Genomic DNA, 17,558 nt, shown 5'->3' on the forward strand with positions numbered 1-17,558 from the left:
ACCGCCATGACCGAGACAGTCGCACTCGACGACCTGACCGAGCGACCACGAGAAGTGGCGTTTCCGGGGGCCGAACCGAAGACCGTCCGTCTCTCGCTCGACGCGGGCGAAGAAGTCCCGGCCCACCGCCACCCCGAGCGCGAAATCGTGGTCCACCTCGTGTCGGGGCGTCTCGACGTGCGAGTGGACGGCGAATCGAACGTCCTCGAACCGGGCGACCTCCTGCGGTTCGACGGCGAACGGGAGGTGTCGCCGAAGGCCGGGGCGGACAGCACCGCGCTGCTGGTGCTGGCTCCGCGGTCAGAGGACGAGTAACTGCATCGGGCGTCGGTGCGGCGCTCGAACGCCGGCGTGGCTCTCGACTCGCGCAGACGCGAACGGGTTGGACCGTTCGTCTTCCCCTCTTTTTATCGCGTACCGACGTTCGCGGTACAGACGGCGTCAGTACTGTGTGAACGAAATGGGTGGGTTAGATACTGTGCGTCCGACGTAGGCGCGCTCCGTCTGCGTTAACTGTGACGGGGCGGTGAAGCTAGCTATCGTTGAACTGAGGAGTACAGCACCGCACTGCACAGCACTCCACTGCACCGTACGCACCGCGACCGCGCTCCCCGCTTGCCCGTGCGCTCGGCCGCGTCTGCACCGCGTGCGGCCGAGCGAGAGCGCGGCGCATCCCGTGGTTTGTGGAGCGGAGCGAATCACGCGGGTTCCGAAACAGAACGCGTCTCGCGGTTTGCGGAGCAGAGTGCATCCCGTAGTCCGTAGAGCGTTGCGTCTGTGGTCTGTCGCGTCGAGCGCACTCTGTTCTTTGCAATGGTTGTATTGAGTGAAACTGTGGGCGGGCGACGAGTCGCCGCCCCGAGACGGGTGTCCCGGTCTGCCCGAACACGTTCGCCCGGGTTCCCGGAGTGCAGGAATCGCGCTCCAATTAAAAGCCCCACGAAGGCCAATCTCGACGTGTATGAGAGTCAAACGTAGCACACTCGGCAAGATACTCGCGGTCGTCTTCGTCCTCAACCTGGCCGTGATGGGTGCCGGCGCGTGGTACTCCTACCAGCAGGCCCCGCCCATCCCGAAAGAGGTCGAAGGGCCGAACGGTCAGACTATCGTGAACGCCGAGCAGGTCCGAGAGGGAAAGACCATCTTCCAGTCGGACGGGATGATGAACCACGGGTCGATACTGGGTAACGGCGCGTACTACGGTGAGGACTACACCGCGGACACGCTCGACTTGAAGGTGAAGTTCATGCGCCAGTACTACGCCCGCGAACAGTACGACACGTCGTCCTACGGAAGCCTCACGGATAGCGAACGGGCCACCGTGGACGTGGCGGTGAAGTCGGACCTCACCGACGGCGACCCGGGACAGCGCATCCAGTACTCCGCCGCCGAGGCCTACGCCCACGAGCAGGTCCGGCAGGTGTACGTCGAGCGCTACCACGAGGGGAGCCACGAGCGCGGCGTCCCCGCAGGGATGATAGAGAGCGAGGAGGAGGCCCGGCGCTTCGCCGACTTCGCGCTCTGGACGGCGTGGATTTCCCACACCGACCGGCCCGGCGCGGACCACAGTTACACCAACGAGTGGCCCTACCAACCGGCGGCCGGTAACGACGCCACCGGCGCGGCCATGACGTGGAGCGTCATCGCCATGATACTGCTCGTCGCCGGGGCCGGGTTCGGCGTCTGGCTCTACAAGTCCATCGAACTCCCCGAACCCGAGACCGAGGGCGTCTCGATTCCGCGGCCCGACGAGGTGAACCTGTTCCCCGGGCAGGCCGCGGCGCTACGGTTCGCGGTCGTCGGCGCGGGACTGTTCCTCGGACAGGTGTTGCTCGGCGGGCTACTCGCCCACTACTACATCGAGCGGGCGGACTTCTTCGGACTCGGTGAGTTACTCGGCGTCAACTTTCTCCAGCTAATCCCGTTCTCCATCGCCAAGACGTGGCACCTCGACCTCGGTATCCTCTGGATAGCCACCCTCTGGCTCGGCGCGGGGCTGTTCCTCCCGCCGCTGTTGACCGGACGTGAACCCCGTAAGCAGGGGGCGTGGATAAACCGCCTGCTCGGCGTCCTCGTCGTGGTCGTGGTCGGTGCCCTCGTCGGCATCTGGCTCGGCGCGAAGGGCTACATCGACGGCGCACTCTGGTGGATAGTCGGCAACGAGGGGCTGGAGTACCTCGAAATCGGGCGGCTCTGGCAGGTCGGCATCCTCGTCGGCTTCCTCGCGTGGGCCGCCCTCGTTGCTCGCGGTCTCAAGCCCCTGCTCGACCGCGAACCCAAGTGGGGTCTCGCCCACATGATTCTGTACGCGGGCGGGTCCATCGCCCTGCTGTTCTGTGCGGGCTTCCTCTACACGCCCCAGACCAACATCGTCGTCACGGAGTTCTGGCGCTGGTGGGTCGTCCACATGTGGGTCGAGGGAGCCTTCGAGTTCTTCATCGTCGCGCTGGTCGGCGTCACGCTGGTCAGCATGAATCTGCTGACCAAGCGGTCGGCCGAGAAGGCCGTGATGGTGCAGGCCCTGCTCGTGATGGGTACGGGCGTCATCGGCGTCTCGCACCACTACTGGTGGGTCGGCCAACCCGACGTCTGGGTGCCCATCGGGAGCGCGTTCTCGACGCTCGAACTCATCCCGCTGGTGTTCATCCTCTACGAGGCCTTCGGCCAGTACCGCGCGATGTCGAGCGGCGGGCAGTCGTTCCCCTACACCCTGCCGTTCATGTTCATCATCGCCAGCGGTATCTGGAACTTCGTCGGCGCGGGCGTGCTGGGATTCTTCATCAACCTGCCGTTCATCAACTACTTCGAGCACGGCACCTACCTCACGGTGGCCCACGCCCACGCGCGATGTTCGGCGCGTTCGGCTTCCTCGCGCTCGGCATGGTGACGTACATGCTCCGCATCGCGGTGCCCGAAGCGAAGTGGTCCGGGACGAACCTCCGGCGGGCGTTCTGGGCGTGGAACGTCGGTCTCGCGCTGATGGTCGGCGTCAGTCTGCTCCCGGTCGGCTTCCTCCAGTTGGAGGTCGCGTTCACCCAGAGCTACGACGCCGCCCGGAGCCTGTCGTTCTATCAGGGCGACTTGGTCCAACTGCTGTTCTGGCTCCGGATGCCGGGCGACACGCTGGTCATCCTCGGGACGGCCATCTTCGGCTACGACGTGGTGAAGAAGGTGCTGGCCCGCGGCGAGACCACGCCGTCCGACGCTCCCGGCGACGCGCCCGTCTCGGCCGAGTCGGTGGTCGAGAGCGACGACTGAACTGCGGTTCGCATTCTTTCGGACGATTCCGGTCTCGTCGGGGGCGCTCTGCTCTGCTCGCTACGTGTTAGCCCAACGCCGCGAAGACGATTGCCGCTGTCGAGAGAGTGTTCACTCCGATGTGGGCAACTGTACTACTGACTGTTCCGGACCGGTGGCGCAGCAGTCCCAGCACGAGACCCATCGCCAACAGCGTCGTTAGTCGTGCGACCGAACCATCGACGACGACGTGTTTGAAAGCAAAGAGTAGTGCCGTCGTTCCGATTCCGGTTGCGACACCCCATCCCTCCACAGCGTCCGTCTGTACGATGCCTCGCCAGACCTGTTCCTCTGCTATCGGTCCGAAGACCCCGTTACCCAGCAGGAACACAAGAGCGAGCGACGGAGTCGTCCGGAGCGCGTCCGTGACGGCACTGGTGAACGTCGCGTTCATCTCGTTACCGGCGAACAACACGCCGTCCACGTAGCCGGTTACGGCCGATACAGCGACCAGCACACCGACGCCGAGGATGCCGACGCCGACGCTGCGCCGCGACCAGTGGTACCCCCACGCTTCGGGACGCTGGCCGCTCTGAATCGCCGCCCACGAGAGGGCGACTCCCATCGCCGGGAATCCGACGAGGAGTACCGTCCAATCCGCTGCGAACGGGCCACCTAACGGTGTCGCCAAATGGGGAACGACGCCCCGGCGTAAGCCGAACTCCACGACGACCCAACTCAAAGCGACTCCTAGCGGTACGATAGCGCCGACGCTGAGGCCGTTTGAGGCACGTCCCGTCGGTGAAGGCTCGTTCCGAGTCATAGCTCGCCCTGTAAAGTCCATTTTCCGTAAAGCATGCTTTACAGTAAAATGTGTTTTACACTTCTCACTTAATAGTGTCGGTGGACGAACATAGGTGTCCACGACGTGCTGTCCGGACGGCGGAGTAGAAGCGGCGACCAGTCGTTACTTCCTGCGTGGAGGGCAGGTGACGACCCGGACTAGTCTGCCCTGTCCGAAGACGCTGCAGTCGTTTCACGAACACGAGAGACGCGGAGGCACGTTCAGCACTATCAGCGTAGTCACGGCGGCGGAGCCGCCGAGTTCGGACAGTCGTTGACGAATAGTCGCCACGAGTCCTTCAGACGCCCGCGGTCAGTGCTACCTGTCGGTCAGGCGACCCGGTATCACGAGTTTCTGTCTCGGGAGACCCCGGTCGTTCTCAGAATCTGAGAACGCCACGAACACGTTCGATAGCCTTCTCGCGGCCTGAGAATCAGTTTCCCGATTGAAGGGGTGTCGGCGACTATCTGTAACTGTAAGGTGACTCCCAATGCCCGCAACCAATCGTCGCACGGTCCTGCAAGGTATCGGTCTCGGTGGCGCGGCCACCCTCGCCGGGTGTTCGACCCGCTCCGCCCCGAAAACGACCCAGACCCAGAAGGCCATGAACAAACAGAAACAGAAGACCGTCCAGCGCGTCGCCGCGGACCCGACAGACATCCCCGACCCGATTAGCCGCAACCGACCGAAGGAGGTGGACGTGACCCTCCGGCCCGAGGAGGTCACGGCCGAAATCGAGGACGGGGTCACGTTCAACTACATGACCTACAACGGGCAGGTTCCGGGTCCGATGATTCGGGTCCGGAAGGGTGACACCGTGAACCTCACCTTCGAAAACCCGGCCGAGAACGACATGCCCCACAACGTGGACTTCCACGCCGCGGCCGGACCGGGCGGCGGTGCCGAGGCCACGATGACCGCGCCGGGCGAGACCGCCCACCTGAAGTTCAAGGCGACCTACCCCGGGGCGTACATCTACCACTGCGCGGTCCCGAACATGGACATGCACATCTCGGCGGGCATGTTCGGTCTCATCCTCGTCGAACCCGAGGAGGGACTCCCCGAAGTGGACCACGAGTTCTACTTCGGCCAGCACGAGATATACACCGACAAGCGCGCGGGCGAGACGGGCAAGCACAACTTCGACCACGAGGCGATGAAGCGCGAGGAACCGAGCTACGTCGTGATGAACGGCGAGAAGTACGCCTGCACGCCCGACAAGTACGGCGCGCCGACGGTGAAAACCGGGGACACCGCGCGGGTGTTCTTCGTCACCGGCGGCCCGAACCTCACCAGTAGCTTCCACCCCATCGGCAACGTCTGGGAGAAGCTCTGGCCCGAGGGGTCGCTGACCACCCGTCCGCAGACCCACATCCAGACCAAGCAGGTCGCGCCGGGTAGCACCACGATAGCGACGATGAACTTCCCCGTTCCCGGGAACTTCAAACTCGTGGACCACTCGCTGAGCCGAGTCGCTCGGAAGGGCTGCATGGCCATCGTGCAGGCCGACGGGAAGGAGCGACCGGACCTCTTCGACCCCGAACCCGGGAACTAAGTGGTGGGTCCGCTGACGAGGGGTTCGGCGGCCGAACCGCCGCTCGACTCCGCTCGTTTCGACCGCTCGTCACTTCGGATTTTCAATTGACGGCGACCCAGCGCGCGACACCGGGCATTCACCATCGTTGAACGCATCGGCGCGGCGCTGCGCTGCTGTTCTCGCTTGCCCGGCCAAAATGGCCATCGAGTCGCCTCTCAGGCCCTCACTCGGCATTCATCATGGTTAAACGGGTAGTTTAGTCCGTTATTCGGTCCACGGCGACCTTGTTGGCGGTGCTGAGAACGAGTCCGGGCATGTCCTCTTCGAGGCGCTTCCCGCTCATCCGGTCGGCCGGGCCGGAGACGGCGACGGCCCCGACCGCGCGGCCGTCGTCGGTCACTATCGGGGCCGCGACCGCCCGACGGTCGGCGAACAGTTCCCCGCGGTCGAACGCCAACCCTTGGTCGCGGACGGTCTGGAGTTCGCGGGCGAACGCGTTCCGTTCGGTTATCGTCTCGTCGGTGGGTGCCTCGGCGTCGTCGCCGAGTCGCTCGCCGTCCGCCTCCGGCGGTCCGTTCGCGAGGATGGCTTTCCCCGCCGCGGAGGCGTGTAGCGGAACCCGACTCCCCTCCCGGAGGTGCGTCGTCCCGTCGTCGCCCGCGCGGTAGACGAAGACGGCTTCGCCGGCCTCCTCGACGACGAGACTCGCCGTCTCTCCGCTGGAGTGGGCCAACTGGTCTACCGCGGACCGGGCGACGCGATACGCCCCGTCTGCGTCCCGGATGCGCGCGCCGAGGTCGAGGAACCGCAGGCTGAGGCGGTACCGTCCGTCCCGGTTGACGGCGTAGCCGAGTTCCTCGAGCGTCGCGAGGTGGTTGTACGCGCTCCCCTTCGAGAGGTCGAGTCGCTCGGCGACCTCCGTCACGCCCGCCCCGTCGAGGGTCGCGAGCGCCTCGACGACCTCGAAGGTCGTGCCCGTCGCGCCGACCGGATAGTTCGCCATAGCGAGGGGGTCTCGTTCCAGATACTAATCTCTGTTCACTGATAGCGAACGGAAGAAAGACATTATCTTTGATTAAATAATGGTGCGCTCGCGAGTAGCGTCGCGAGGGACAGTGAGGGCGTCGAATTTTCCGGTTTCGCACTTCTCCGAGTATTCAGTCTCGTTCACTAAGAGTGAACTACCCTGTTTCTATTGATGGTAGGCTTAGGCAATATTTCGGCAATAATCTAAAGCGTAATATGCGAATTCGTGAGCTATCTTTCTATTCTGGGCGAGAATACCAAAATTTATAACTTACGAAGGTGTCGGATTGTGGTAGCGTCTCTCATGACCGACCGCAACATCGATACGAACCGACGACGCGTGCTGAGAGGAGCGGGACTGGCTGGCGCGGCGACCCTCGCAGGCTGCATGGGTGGCGGCGGTGGCGGGAACCAGAAGGCCGACTCCATCACCGCGTGGGGTTGGGACGTCGCGGCGGAGTCCCTGAAAATCACGGCCGGGAGCTACCAGGAGGACACCGACGCGACCGTGAACGTCAAGCAAATCGGCCGCTCGGACCTGAAAGACAAGTACAAGTCCAAGCTCCTCGCCGGGAGCGGGGCGCCCGCCGTCTCGATGATGGAGAGCGTGGACGCCGCCGCGTGGGTCGATACCGGCGGACTCAAGGACGTGTCGGGCTACCTGAGCGACGAGGTCAAAGGGAAGTTCGTCTCCGGCAAGTGGGGTCCGCTGGAGAAGGACGGGAAGACGTACGCGCTCCCGTGGGACATCGGCCCGGTCGGGACGTTCTACCGCAAGGACGTCCTCGACGAACACGACGTGAACGTCGGCGACGTCGAGACGTGGGAGCAGTTCATCGAGGAGGGCAAGAAGCTCCCCGACGACGTGGCGATGCTCAACATTCCGTCGAACGACTACGACGGTCTCTGGCGGATGCAGTACCGCCAGCTGGGCGGCCAACCGTTCACCGAGGACGGGAAGATTGCGTTCGACAACGAGAAGAGCGTCCGCGTGGCGCGCAACCTCAAGCGCCTCCGCGACGCCGGTATCACCGCGAGCGAGGCCTCGTGGTCGAGCGCGTGGTTCTCCGGCTTCCAGAACGGCTCCATCGCCTCGCTCTCCGCCGGGGCGTGGATGGAGGGAACGCTGAAGTCCGAGCTTCCGGACACGTCCGGCAAGTGGCGGGTCATGCGACCCCCGGCGTTCGAGTCGGGCGGCGCGCGAGCGACCAACTGGGGCGGCTCGAACCTCGTCATTGCCGACCAAATCAGCGACGCGAAGGCCAACCGAGCGTGGGACTACATGGAGTACTCGCTGGCCAGCAAGGAGAATCAGGTCAAGATGTACGAGGAGTACGGCATCTTCCCGGCGTACGAACCGGCCTACCAGAGCGACGCGTTCGACCAAGGGAGCGAGTTCCTCGGCGGCCAGTCGGCCGGTCGGATGTTCGCCGAAATCGCGCCCGACATCCCGCCGTACCGCTACACCATCGACACGCCGGAGGTCACGAAGGCCATCAACACCCACTTCCGGAAGATGATGAACGGCGACGTCTCGCCGAAGAAGGCGGTCGCGAACGCCGCCAAGCAGGTCGCCGACCGCACCGACAGAGAACTGGCCTGACGGCCCGACTCTCCCCTCATGGCTAACACAGACACGACAGCGGGTCAGCGGCGCGCAACGTATCGCGACGAACTCCGGGACGCCTACCGGTGGCGTCGCCAGCGGCTCACCGACAGCCTGCCGAGCGTCGAGGGCGTCCCCTACCTGTTCCTCATGCCCTTCTTCGTCCTGTTCGGGGTGTTTCTCGCGTTCCCCATCCTCTACACGGTCTACCTCTCCTTTTTCGAGTTCGAGGGCGTCGGCGGCGCGGCGCTGTTCACCGTGCCCGGTATCAACGTAACGATTACCACGATAGCGAAACTACAGTTCGTGGGGCTGGCGAACTACCAGCGACTCCTCACCGACGGGCAGTTCCATCAGGCCATGTACAACACGGTCTTCATCCTGCTCGTGCAGGTGCCGTTGATGATTGCCGTCGCGCTCACGCTGGCGGTCGCGCTCGACGCCTCGTTCGTCAGGCTCAAGGGTCTCTTTCGGACGACGCTGGCGGTGCCCATCTCGGCGAACCTCGTGGCGTACGCGACCGTCTTCGTCCTGCTCATGCAGGACCACGGGCTGGTCAACTACCTCCTCGGACTGGTCGGTCTCGGCCCGATTCCGTGGTTCGCCAGCGACTTCTGGTCGCGGATGACCATCGTGGGCGCGGTCACGTGGCGGTGGACCGGCTACAACATGATAATCCTGCTCGCCGGTCTCCAGAACGTGCCCGAACAGCTCTACGAGGCCGCCGAGATGGACGGGGCCAACCGCCTCCAGAAGTTCCGGTACGTCACCCTGCCACAACTCAAACCCGTGTTGCTGTTCGTGGGCGTGACCTCGACCATCGGCACGTTCAAGCTGTTCTCCGAGCCGCTCATCGTGAGCGAGGCCGGGGCGTCCGCGTCGGCGACCCGGACCATCGTCCAGTACGTCTACGAGATGGCGTTCGTGCAGTTCCAGCTCGGCTACGCGAGCGCGCTGACGTGGGTCCTCATCGCCGTGGTGAGCGCGCTCTCGATATTCCAAATCAAGGCCGTCGGAGGTGGTGGCAGTGCGTGACCACCACCGGGAGTTCGGCTGGAAGCTCGTCACGTACGCCTTCCTGCTGGTCGCGGTCCTCGTCACCCTCGTTCCGCTCTACTGGATTGTGGTGGCCGCGACCCTCAACGAGCAGGCGTTCCTCGCGGCCGCCAGCGACCCCCAGCTCCTGCCGGGGTCGCTGGCGCAGTTCTTCGAGAACTTCAACGCCCTGCAGCAGCGCTCGCCCACGGAGTTCCTCGGCCACGAACTCGGCTTCCTCGCGGCCATCGGCAACAGCGTCCTCGTCGGCGCCGTCTACACGGTGCTGTCGCTGGTGCTGTGTTCGATGGGCGGGTTCGCCTTCGCGAAGTACGAGTTCAAGTACAAGGAACCCATCTTCTACGCCATTCTGGCCACGCTCGTGTTGCCCATCCAGTTGCTTGTCATCCCGCTGTTCCTGCTGATGTCGCGCATCGGGCTGACCAACACCTACTGGGCCATCATCCTGCCGTGGGCGGCCAACCCGCTGGGCATCTTCCTGATGCGCCAGAACATGCAGTCGATTCCGGACGCGCTGCTCGAATCCGCACGCATGGACGGGGCGACGGAGTTTCAGGTGTTCTACCGCGTGGCGCTGCCGACGATGAAGTCGTCGCTGGCGGCGCTGGCCATCGTCCTGTTCCTCTTCCAGTGGAACCTCTTCCTGTTCCCGCTGGTCATCCTCGGGCAGGACAAGTACACGATTCCGGTCGCCATCAGCGACCTCGTCGGCGCACAGCGCGTCTACTACGACCAAATCATGGTCGCCGCGGGACTCTCCATCGTCCCCATCTTTCTACTCTTCCTCTTCCTGCAGAAGTACTTCGTCAGCGGCATCCTCGCCGGTTCAGTCAAGGAGTGATTCATCATGGCTACGATAGACATCGACGACTTGCGCAAGGAATTCGAGATAGACGGCGGCAGCTTACTCACTGCCGTCGACGACGTCGACCTCACCGTCGAAGACGGGGAGTTCCTCGTCCTCGTCGGCCCCTCGGGCTGCGGAAAGACGACGACGTTGCGGTGCGTCGCCGGACTCGAGGAGGTCACGGACGGGGCGATTCGCTTCGACGGCGAGGACGTGACCGACCAGCGGGCGCGCGACCGGGACGTCGCGATGGTGTTCCAGAACTACGCGCTCTACCCGCACATGAACGTCCGCAAGAACCTCGGCTTCGGTCTCAAGCTCTCCTCGAAGCGGAGTTCGGCCGAGATTCGCGAGCGCGTCGAGGAGGTCGCCGAGATGCTCGGCATCACCGACCTGCTCGGAAAGCGCCCCCGGGACCTCTCGGGCGGCCAGCAACAGCGCGTCGCGCTCGGCCGGGCCATCATCCGGGAGCCGGAGGTGTTCCTGATGGACGAGCCGCTGTCGAACCTCGACGCGAAGCTCCGGTCGGAGATGCGGACAGAACTACAAGAACTCCAGCAAGACCTCGACGTGACGACGATGTACGTCACCCACGACCAGACCGAGGCGATGGCGATGGGCGACCGCATCGCCATCATGAACGAGGGGCGACTCCAGCAGGTCGGCACCGCCGAGGAGGTGTACGGCGACCCCACCAACGAGTTCGTCGCGAAGTTCATCGGCTCGCCCAGCATCAACCTGTTCACCGCGGACGTCTCCGACGGCACGCTCCACGGTCCCGGCGACTTCACCTACGTCCTCGACGACCCCTCGTGGGTCGCCGGACGCGACCGGGTCCGGGTCGGCGTCCGGCCCGAGGACATCTACCTCGTCGAGTCCGGCGGCAACGCCGCCGAGGCGTCGGTGGTCGAGCCGATGGGCAACGAGAACTTCCTCTACGCCGACTTCGCTGATTCGGAACTGACCGCCAGAATCGCGAGCGAACTCCGGCCGACGCCCGGCGAGACCGTCCGGTTCGACTTCGAAGAGACGGCGCTGTACCTCTTCGACCCCGAGACCGGGGACGCGCTGAAGACCAAGACGGCCGCGACCGACGTGAGCGTGAGCGAACACGTCCCGACCGAGGGGGAGTCGGCATGAGCGGCCGCATCGTCGATTACGAACTGTACGAGGTCCCGCCGCGGTGGCTCTTCCTCCGACTGGAGACCAGCGACGGTCTCGTCGGCTGGGGCGAACCGGTTGTCGAGGGCCGCGCCCACACCGTGCGGGCTGCCGTCGAAGAACTGCTCGACAGCTACCTGCTGGGGAAGTCGCCCGACCGAATCGAGGACCACTGGCAGACGATGTACCGTGGCGGCTTCTACCGCGGCGGCCCGGTCCTGATGTCGGCCATCGCGGGCATCGACCAGGCGCTCTGGGACATCAAGGGCAAGCAATTCGGCGCGCCGGTGTACGAACTGCTCGGCGGGCGAGCGCGCGACCGCATCCGGGTCTACCAGTGGGTCGGCGGCGACCGCCCCGAGAACGTCGCCGACGCGGCCCGCGAGAAGGTCGAGGAGGGGTTCACCGCGCTGAAGATGAACGCCACCGCGGAGATGGAGCGAGTGGACTCGCCCGCCGCGGTCGCCGAGGCCGAGGCGCGCCTCGAAGCCGTCCGCGAGGCGGTCGGCGACGAGGCCGATATCGGCGTGGACTTCCACGGCCGGGTCGCCAAGTCGATGGCCAAACGGCTCGCGGCCGCGCTCGAACCCCACCAGCCAATGTTCATCGAGGAGCCGGTTCTCCCGGAGCACAACGACGCGCTCCCGGGAATCGCGGCTCACACGACCGCGCCCATCGCCACCGGCGAGCGGATGTACTCGCGGTGGGACTTCAAGGAGGTGTTCGAGTCGGGCGCGGTGGACGTAATCCAACCCGACCTGAGCCACGCCGGGGGCATCACGGAGGTCAAGAAGATAGCCGACATGGCGGAGGCCTACGACGTGGCGATGGCCCCCCACTGCCCGCTCGGTCCCATCGCGCTGGCGGCCTGCATCCAGGTGGACGCCGTCTCGCCGAACGCGCTCATTCAGGAGCAGAGCCTCGACATCCACTACAACGAGGGCAGCGACGTGCTGGACTACCTCGCAGACACCTCGGTCTTCGACTACCACGACGGGTACGTGGACCTCCCGGACGGTCCGGGACTCGGCATCGAGATAGACGAACAGCACGTCCGCGCGAAGGCGGGCGACATCGACTGGCACAACCCCGTCTGGCGCCACGAGGACGGGAGCGTCGCGGAGTGGTGACCGTGTCCGGCAACGACGCCTCGACCGCGCCAGACGGCGTTCCGGGGCGATTCGAGGGCGACGCGGTCCTCGTCACCGGTTCGACCCGCGGCATCGGCGAGGGAATCGCGCGGCGGTTCGCCCGCGAGGGCGCGAGCGTCGTCGTCACGGGCCGGACCGAGGCAGACGGCGAGACGACCGTCGCCGACATCGAGGACGCGGGCGGCGACGCGACGTTCGTCCGCGCGGACATGCGCGACCCCGAGGATATCGCGGCGCTGGTCGAGGCCACCGCCGAGGAGTACGGCGGCATCGACGTGCTGGTCAACAACGCCGGCGTCGAGACGAACACCGGCGCGGCGGAGGCGTCGATGGACGACTGGAACTTCGTCCTCGAAACCGACTTCCGGGCCTACTGGCTCTGCGCCAAGCACGCCCGGGACCACATGGACGAGGGCGCTATCGTCAACGTCTCCTCGAACCACGCCCGCCTCACGATGCCCGAGATGTTCCCGTACAACGCGGTGAAGGCCGGTATCGACGGCATGACCCGCGCGATGGCGCTGGACTTCGGCCCGTCGGTCCGCGTCAACACGGTCAACCCCGGGTGGGTCGCCATCGACCGGACGACCGACGAGATGGACCCGGAGTACCGCGAATACCTCGAATCCATCCACCCGGTCGGCCGACTCGGCAGTCCCGAGGACGTGGCTGGCACCGTCGCCTTCCTCGCGAGCGACGACGCCGCCTTCGTCACGGGCGCGTCGCTGCTGGTCGACGGCGGCCGGACTGCGGTGATGCAGGACGACCAACTGCCCGACTACCGGGCGCGCCGCGAGGAGGACGCGAACTGATGGAAATCAGCGCGAGCGACGGCGACACCGCCGTCAGCTACCGCCCCGAGGAACGCCGTCTCGCGGTCGAACGCGACGGCGAAACCCTGCTCGACGGGCGAGTCCGCCTCGACGTCGGCGACGAAGAACTCCCGGCGACCGAGAGCGCGACGATTGGCGAGTCGGGCGAGGTCGTCCGCGCCGTCCACGACGGCGTCTGGGGAACGACGGTGGAACTCGAAGCGGGCGACGGCACCATCGACGTCCGCGTCGCGGTTCGTAACCCCCGCGACCGTCCCGTCGCGCTCGGGGACCTGCGACCGCTGACAGACGCGCGAGCGCCGTCGCTCGGAGCCGAGACCCGGCGCTACCGGCACGGCTACCAGTCGTGGACGCCCACGGCCACGCTCCCGGTCGGCGAGCGCTTCCCGGCAGAAGAGAACCCGCCCCAGATGCTCGACCCGGCCGCGCCCCCGGACGCCTCCCACGGCGTGACGGCGCTGCTGGCCGACGATAGCGCGCTCACGATGGGCTTTCTCGACCACTCGCGGTTCGTCTCGCGGTTCGAAATCGACCACGACGCCGACGGCGTTCACGGCGTGTCGGCGGTCTGTCCCGGCGACGGGACGCGACTGGACGGCGGCGAGCGTCTCGTGCTCCCGACGCTTCGTATCGACGCGACGCACGACCTGCCCGACGCGCTGGCCGCGCTCGCGGACGCGACGGCCGACCGCATGGACGCTCGCGTCCCGGCCGACGCGCCGACGGGGTGGTGTTCGTGGTACCACTACTTCACGGACGTCACCGCCGCCGACGTCCGCGAGAACCTCGGTTCGCTCGGCGAGTGGGGCGCTCCGCTCGACCTCGTGCAGGTGGACGACGGCTACCAGACCGCGTTCGGCGACTGGCGCACGCTCGCCGAGGGGTTCGAGGACGTGGAGCGACTCGTCGATGAGGTGCGCGAGGCGGGCCGCACGCCCGGTCTCTGGCTCGCGCCGTTCTACGTCCAGTCGGACTCGGCGCTGGCCGCCGACCACCCCGAGTGGCTCGTCACCGACGACGGCGACCCGGTGGACGCGGGACCCCGCCACGGGCCGATGTACGCGCTCGACACCACCCATCCAGACGCCCGGCGGTGGCTCCGGGAGACGTTCGAGACCATCGCCGACGACTGGGGGTTCGACTACCTCAAACTCGACTTCCTCTACGCCGCCGCGCTCCCGGGCGAGCGCCACGCCGACGTCACGCGAGCGGCGGCCTACCGGAGCGGTCTCAGCCTCGTCCGGGAGGCGGTCGGCGACGACACGTTCCTGCTGGGCTGTGGCGCGCCGCAGGGCCAGAGCGTCGGGTTGGTGGACGCGATGCGGGTCGGCCCGGACACCGCGCCTCACTGGCGCGCCGACCCCGCGAGCCAGCCCGCACACGAGAACGCGATTCGCAACGTCCTCAACCGCCAGTGGACCCACCGTCGGCTCTGGCTGAACGACCCCGACTGCCAGCTCGTGCGCGAGACGACCGACCTCTCGCTCGCCGAGCGCCGGTCGTTCGCCGCCGTCGTCGCGCTCCTCGGCGGCTCGAACGTAATCAGCGACCGCGTGGCCGACATCGGCGAGGCGGGCCGACGACTGGTCGAGCGGACGCTCCCGCCCGTCGAAACCGGGCAGGTCCGCGGCGTCGGCGAGCGCGAACTGCCGACCCGCGTCGTCGCCGAGCGACCGGCCGACGGCGGACTGGCAGTCGCCGCGTTCAACTGGCGCGACGAACCGCTGACCCTGCGCGTGGACCCGGCCGAATACGGTCTCGGTGCCGTGCGCGTCTGGGACGCGTTCGAGCGCGCCGACCGCGGGACCGGCCCGGTCGAACGCGAGGTCCCGGCTCACGGCTGTCTGCTGGCGCACCTCGCCCCGACCCGCGACCGGCCGCACTTGGTCGGGAGCGACCACCTCGCCAACCTCGCATCGCGGGTGACCGCGGTCGATTGGGACGCCGACGGGACGCTCTCGGTGACGCTCGACGCGTCCCGCCCGCAGACCGCCGTCGTGGCGACTCCCGACGACTGGACGCACGCTGGCGATGCCGGTGACGCCGGTATCGACGGCGAACGCAGCGAGACGACCGAAATCGAACTCGCGCCGGGCGAGAACGACCTCTCGTTCGAGAGACGATGACTGAAATTCCCTTGGAGAACCCATGACCGCAACCCACACACCACTCCCTCGAAACCAATGAGCATCGGAGTCTGCTACTTCCCCGAACACTGGCCCAGCGAGCGCTGGGAGCGAGACGTCGAACAGATGGCCGAGGCGGGCATCGACTACGTCCGGATGGCCGAGTTCTCGTGGGGCCGGGTCGAACCCGCCCGCGGCGAGTTCGACTTCGACTGGCTGGACGAGGCCGTCGAACTCGTCGGCGACCACGGGATGGAGGCGGTCCTCTGCACGCCGACCGCGACCCCGCCCAAGTGGCTCGTGGACGAGCGCCCCGGGATACTGCAGGCCGACCGCGACGGCACCGCCCGCGAGTGGGGGAGCCGTCGGTTCACCTGCTTCAACTCCCCGGCCTACCGCGAGGAGACCGAGCGCGTCGTCCGCGCGTTCGCCGACCGGTACGCCGCCGACCCACGCGTCGCCGGGTGGCAGACCGACAACGAGTTCGGCTGTCACGAGACGGTGCGGTGTTACTGCGAGGACTGCGCCGACGCCTTCCGCGGCTGGCTCCGCGAGAAGTACCGCACCGTCGCGGCGCTCAACGACGCGTGGGGCACCACCTTCTGGAGCCAGCAGTACGACTCGTTCGAGGCGGTCGAGCCGCCCCGGCCCACGCCCGCCGAACAGCACCCCTCGCGGCTGCTGGACTACTACCGGTTCGCCAGTGACAGCGTCGCCGAGTACAACCGGCTCCACGCCGACCTGCTCCGCGAGGCGAACGACGACTGGTTCGTCACCCACAACTTCATGGGCGACTTCCGGAGCCTCGACGCCCACTCGCTTTCCGACGACCTCGACTTCCTCTCGTGGGACTCCTACCCCACGGGGTTCGTGCAGGACCGCAGGCAGGGCGACCCGACCGCCGACGAACTCCGGGCGGGCGACCCCGACGAGGTCGGGATGAACCACGACCTCTACCGGGGCGCGAAGCGGAAACCGTTCTGGGTGATGGAGCAGCAGCCGGGCGACGTGAACTGGCCGCCTCACGCGCCCCAACCCGCCGAGGGCGTGATGCGCCTCTGGGCGCACCACGCCGTCGCCCACGGTGCCGACGCGGTGCTGTACTTCCGGTGGCGTCGGTGTCTGGAGGGCCAAGAACAGTACCACGCGGGGCTTCGGAAGGCCGACGGCTCGCCCGACCGGGGGTACCGCGACGCGACGCGGGCCGCCGACGAACTGTTCGACCTCGACCCGGTGGACGCGCCGGTCGCGGTCCTCCACGACTACGAGAACCTCTGGGCGACCGAGATTCAGCCTCACTCGCCCGACTGGGACTACTGGTCGCACCTCCGAGCGTATTACGGGGCGGTCCGCCGCCACGGGGTGCAGGCCGACCTCGTCCACCCCGGCGCCGACCTCGGCGACTACGCGGTCGTCTTCGCGCCAGCCTTCCACCTCGCGGACGACTCGCGGGCGGCCGCCCTCCGGGCGTACGTCGAGGGCGGCGGTCGCGTCGTCTTCGGGGCCAGAACCGGGCTGAAGGACCCGGCGAACAAGCTCCACGACGCGCCGGCGCCCGGCCCGCTCGCCGACCTCGCTGGCGCGACGGTGGACCAGCACGAGAGCCTCCCCGCCTCGCTCGACGCGACCGTCGAGTACGGGGGCGAGCGCTACGACTACCGGACGTGGGCCGAGTGGCTCTCTCCGGACGAGGCGACCGCTATCGGGACGCACGCCTCGGGCGTTGCGGAGGGACGCCCGGCCGTCACGGAGCGCGCCGTCGGCGATGGCACGGTCACCTACTGTGGCGTCTGGCCGGAACCCCCACTGGCGGACGCGCTCGTATCCGACGCGCTCGACGCGGCGGGCGTCCCGCGAACCGACCGACTCCCCGAGAGCGTCAGGGTCGCCGAGCGCGACGGCTACGCGTGGGTGACCAACTTCGGCAGCGACCCAGTCGAGGTCAGTGCGCCAGCGGCGGCCGAGTTCGTCGTCGGTGACGAATCCGTGGACGGCTTCGACGTGGCTATCGTCGAGGCTCCCGCGGCCGACCTCGACGTCTCCTGACTCGGCCGTCGGGGACTCTCGTTTTTCGCCGGAAAATTACGGCAGTAGAACTCTGTAGTGTAACGTTCGCGAGAAGAGCCTAGGCCGG

At 66.8% G+C, this 17,558-nt stretch carries 12 protein-coding genes and 1 pseudogene; 11 read left to right on the forward strand and 2 right to left on the reverse strand.

All coding sequences use genetic code 11. From position 1 onward, the window contains the following. Window positions 1-6: 6 nt before the first annotated feature. Window positions 7-315: a cupin domain-containing protein gene (locus tag FXF75_RS01785; protein WP_163519849.1), complete on the forward strand. Its 309-nt coding sequence runs from the start codon at window positions 7-9 to the stop codon at window positions 313-315. A gap of 646 nt (window positions 316-961) precedes the next feature. Continuing rightward, window positions 962-3,258, forward strand: a pseudogene (locus FXF75_RS01790) (nitric-oxide reductase large subunit). A gap of 67 nt (window positions 3,259-3,325) precedes the next feature. On the opposite strand, the gene FXF75_RS01795 reads toward FXF75_RS01790, so the two are convergent. Beyond that, complete coding sequence (locus FXF75_RS01795; protein WP_163519850.1) at window positions 3,326-3,862, reverse strand: CPBP family intramembrane glutamic endopeptidase; 537 nt, start codon at window positions 3,860-3,862, stop codon at window positions 3,326-3,328. Window positions 3,863-4,571: 709 nt separating this feature from the next. On the opposite strand from FXF75_RS01795, the gene nirK reads away from it, so the two are divergent. Continuing rightward, complete coding sequence (gene nirK / locus FXF75_RS01800; RefSeq protein ID WP_163519851.1) at window positions 4,572-5,636, forward strand: copper-containing nitrite reductase; 1,065 nt, start codon at window positions 4,572-4,574, stop codon at window positions 5,634-5,636. A 238-nt stretch (window positions 5,637-5,874) separates the two neighbouring features. On the opposite strand, the gene FXF75_RS01805 is transcribed toward nirK, so the two are convergent. Then, entirely contained in the window at window positions 5,875-6,621 is a 747-nt protein-coding gene (locus FXF75_RS01805) for an IclR family transcriptional regulator (RefSeq protein WP_163519852.1), read from the reverse strand. Between the two features lie 312 nt (window positions 6,622-6,933). On the opposite strand from FXF75_RS01805, the gene FXF75_RS01810 reads away from it, so the two are divergent. From FXF75_RS01810 to FXF75_RS01845, 8 genes are read left to right on the forward strand one after another with little or no spacing between them, the layout of a single operon-like run. Further along, window positions 6,934-8,247 (forward strand): extracellular solute-binding protein, encoded by a 1,314-nt coding sequence (locus FXF75_RS01810; RefSeq protein WP_309221738.1) that lies wholly within the window; start codon window positions 6,934-6,936, stop codon window positions 8,245-8,247. 18 nt (window positions 8,248-8,265) lie between these two features. Beyond that, window positions 8,266-9,285, forward strand: a complete 1,020-nt coding sequence (locus FXF75_RS01815) for a carbohydrate ABC transporter permease (protein ID WP_163519853.1) — start codon at window positions 8,266-8,268, stop codon at window positions 9,283-9,285. Further along, the gene (locus tag FXF75_RS01820; protein WP_163521052.1) at window positions 9,278-10,147 is read left to right on the forward strand and encodes a carbohydrate ABC transporter permease; all 870 of its coding nucleotides are present in this window, start codon (window positions 9,278-9,280) and stop codon (window positions 10,145-10,147) included. Before FXF75_RS01815 ends, FXF75_RS01820 begins: the two co-directional genes overlap by 8 nt. Before the next feature lie 6 nt (window positions 10,148-10,153). Beyond that, a complete protein-coding gene (locus FXF75_RS01825) occupies window positions 10,154-11,293 on the forward strand; it encodes an ABC transporter ATP-binding protein (RefSeq protein WP_163519854.1) in 1,140 nt (379 codons plus the stop codon). Beyond that, the gene (gene dgoD, locus FXF75_RS01830; protein WP_163519855.1) at window positions 11,290-12,444 is read left to right on the forward strand and encodes a galactonate dehydratase; all 1,155 of its coding nucleotides are present in this window, start codon (window positions 11,290-11,292) and stop codon (window positions 12,442-12,444) included. The genes FXF75_RS01825 and dgoD overlap by 4 nt, the downstream gene beginning before the upstream one ends. Window positions 12,445-12,446: 2 nt before the next feature. Continuing rightward, window positions 12,447-13,277 carry an SDR family NAD(P)-dependent oxidoreductase gene (locus tag FXF75_RS01835; RefSeq protein ID WP_163519856.1) on the forward strand — a complete coding sequence of 277 codons (831 nt, stop codon included), beginning with the start codon at window positions 12,447-12,449 and terminating at the stop codon, window positions 13,275-13,277. Continuing rightward, window positions 13,277-15,424 carry an alpha-galactosidase gene (locus tag FXF75_RS01840; RefSeq protein ID WP_205427119.1) on the forward strand — a complete coding sequence of 716 codons (2,148 nt, stop codon included), beginning with the start codon at window positions 13,277-13,279 and terminating at the stop codon, window positions 15,422-15,424. The genes FXF75_RS01835 and FXF75_RS01840 overlap by 1 nt, the downstream gene beginning before the upstream one ends. Window positions 15,425-15,481: 57 nt before the next feature. Beyond that, on the forward strand, window positions 15,482-17,470 hold the full coding sequence (locus FXF75_RS01845) for a beta-galactosidase (RefSeq protein ID WP_163519857.1): 1,989 nt from the start codon (window positions 15,482-15,484) through the stop codon (window positions 17,468-17,470). Window positions 17,471-17,558 lie beyond the last annotated feature (88 nt).

The sequence above is a fragment of the Halorussus sp. MSC15.2 genome, assembly GCF_010747475.1.
Taxonomy (GTDB): domain Archaea; phylum Halobacteriota; class Halobacteria; order Halobacteriales; family Haladaptataceae; genus Halorussus.

Excerpts from the sequence above, each read along its gene's own strand:
- FXF75_RS01825 (WP_163519854.1), top strand. The coding sequence starts at position 10,154 with ATGGCTACGATAGACATCGACGACTTGCGCAAGGAATTCGAGATAGAC.
- FXF75_RS01815 (WP_163519853.1), top strand. The coding sequence starts at position 8,266 with ATGGCTAACACAGACACGACAGCGGGTCAGCGGCGCGCAACGTATCGC.
- FXF75_RS01840 (WP_205427119.1), top strand. The coding sequence starts at position 13,277 with ATGGAAATCAGCGCGAGCGACGGCGACACCGCCGTCAGCTACCGCCCC.
- dgoD (WP_163519855.1), top strand. The coding sequence starts at position 11,290 with ATGAGCGGCCGCATCGTCGATTACGAACTGTACGAGGTCCCGCCGCGG.
- FXF75_RS01795 (WP_163519850.1), bottom strand. The coding sequence starts at position 3,862 with ATGGGAGTCGCCCTCTCGTGGGCGGCGATTCAGAGCGGCCAGCGTCCC.
- FXF75_RS01805 (WP_163519852.1), bottom strand. The coding sequence starts at position 6,621 with ATGGCGAACTATCCGGTCGGCGCGACGGGCACGACCTTCGAGGTCGTC.
- FXF75_RS01785 (WP_163519849.1), top strand. The coding sequence starts at position 7 with ATGACCGAGACAGTCGCACTCGACGACCTGACCGAGCGACCACGAGAA.
- FXF75_RS01845 (WP_163519857.1), top strand. The coding sequence starts at position 15,482 with ATGAGCATCGGAGTCTGCTACTTCCCCGAACACTGGCCCAGCGAGCGC.
- nirK (WP_163519851.1), top strand. The coding sequence starts at position 4,572 with ATGCCCGCAACCAATCGTCGCACGGTCCTGCAAGGTATCGGTCTCGGT.